Annotated in this window: 3 protein-coding genes; 1 reads left to right on the top strand and 2 read right to left on the bottom strand. The window is 32.9% G+C overall.

Going from position 1 to position 1,861, the window contains the following annotated elements:
- Nucleotides 1-214: 214 nt before the first annotated feature.
- Complete coding sequence (locus ACY2RU_RS17475; protein ID WP_490139769.1) at nt 215-1,009, bottom strand: hypothetical protein; 795 nt, start codon at nt 1,007-1,009, stop codon at nt 215-217.
- On the opposite strand from ACY2RU_RS17475, the gene ACY2RU_RS17470 reads away from it, so the two are divergent.
- Entirely contained in the window at nt 1,008-1,196 is a 189-nt protein-coding gene (locus ACY2RU_RS17470) for a hypothetical protein (protein WP_490139768.1), read from the top strand. The genes ACY2RU_RS17475 and ACY2RU_RS17470 overlap by 2 nt on opposite strands.
- A 42-nt stretch (nt 1,197-1,238) precedes the next feature.
- Here ACY2RU_RS17470 and ACY2RU_RS17465 read toward each other — a convergent pair whose 3' ends face one another.
- Nucleotides 1,239-1,781: a TPM domain-containing protein gene (locus ACY2RU_RS17465; RefSeq protein ID WP_490139767.1), complete on the bottom strand. Its 543-nt coding sequence runs from the start codon at nt 1,779-1,781 to the stop codon at nt 1,239-1,241.
- Nucleotides 1,782-1,861 lie beyond the last annotated feature (80 nt).

Genomic DNA, 1,861 nt, shown 5'->3' with positions numbered 1-1,861 from the left:
TGTTTGTATATGACCAGTGGCGGACCTTGGCAAGCTGTGGCTCAAACAGTTTTGCGGAGCAAAAGCTGGAAGCCGCGTCGCGGCGTGCGATTCAGCAGCCACGGCGAAGCCGTTTACTGGTTTATTCGGTTTTGATAAATTTACGATAAAAAGTAGGATTTTCAATTCGTTAACCAACAAAGCCATTGGTTATATACGGTGTTACCTGCTGGCATTAGTTAAGTTCATCTAGTTTTTCATCAATCGCACTATGAATTTGATTAATCTGATAAGTATATTCTTCAGTCTCTTCTTCAATTGATTTTTTAATCAACTCGAATGCTTGCAATCTTAAATTTGAGTAGCTTAATAATATTTTATTTTGTTGACTTAATTCAGATGGCAGATTTTGACCATTTAATTCTTCTAACATTTTAATGTTTTCCTTCCATATTGGTATTGAAATTTCATTAAGTTCTTCTAAAAGCAACTCCTTAGGTTTAGAATTTAAATTTTGATAAAATTCTAAAGAGATTTCTTCATTATTTTGGAATTCAATTATTTGTTTATCATAATTTCCGTATTGGACATCACTTGTTTCAATATATATAAAGGCAAATAGTACTGCAATTAATATCAAAAATGATATAAATCCAACGCCTGCTGCTCTCCACCAACTATGAAATTGATTTTTATTATTATCATTTTTTTCAATCAAATTTCCGAAACAATGACGTGCAATTAAATAACTTATTACAGTGTATATGGCAGGAAATAAGACGTTTGGTATTTTATCAATTATATTTTCAGGGATAAGAAATATTGCTATAAATAGAACAATTGTGAATAAAATTCCAACGTAAATTGAATATTTGGATTCTTTAGTTTTGTTTAATTTTTTAAAATTTTGTCCAATCATATAAGCTCCAGCTAAAGGTCCACCCAAATAAGTTCCAAAACCAATATGTTTTGTTGAAAATAATTTTCTTGTTATATGAGGTTCTTCTTTTGGACTAAAATTTTCTTTCATGCTTGCAGGTAACGTGTTTGTATATGACCAGTGGCGAACCTTGGCAAGCTGTGGCTCAAACAGTTTTGCGGAGCAAAAGCTGGCAGCTGCGAAGCAGCGTGAGATTCAGCAGCCACGGCAAAGCCGTTTCCTGGTTTATTCGGTTTTGATAAATTTACAACAAAAAGTAGGAATTCAAATTCAATAAACAACTTAGCCATTGGTTATATACGGTGTTGTACACAGTACGTTATTGCCATTTTTCTATTAATTCAGCCACTCCGTTTTTAATTCCGTCATAAAATTTTCCATTTTTAAATTCAGGAATGATTGTCTGGTCAATAACATTTTTACAAATTTGGTCAGTCAAAATAAGTTCCGTTCCAAATCCAGTTGCAATTCCGATTTTCTGACAAGGTTTACAAAGCAGAATTATCAGTCCATTATCTTTTTCCGCTGTTCCAACTCCCCAATATTTTCCCAAATCCGTCGCCATTTTTTGAATGTCAGAATATGGATTTATACTATCAATTGTTACAACAACTATTTGTCTTGTGGTTTCAATATTGTAGTCATAAATAATGTTCGACAGTTCTTTCCTTTGTGAAGAACTGAAAATGCTATCGTAATCGTTTATTATTTGACCTTTAAGTTTTGTTTCTCGGAATTTTTCAACTGTTGAGAAATCAAATTCAGTAGTAGGCTTTTCAATTTCTTTTTCCTGAGCAGTTTCTTTGCAGGAAAGTAAATTAAATGTCAGAAATAGGATTAATATTTTAGTTCCGATTTTCATTTTTTGGGTATTGTGTACAACGTGTTTGTATAATGCCAGTGGCGGTTCTTGGCTCGCTGTGGCTCAACCAAATTTGCGGT

The sequence above is a fragment of the Ulvibacter sp. 2305UL32-6 genome (genome assembly GCF_058148545.1).
This window is presented reverse-complemented; position numbering and strand designations above follow the sequence as displayed.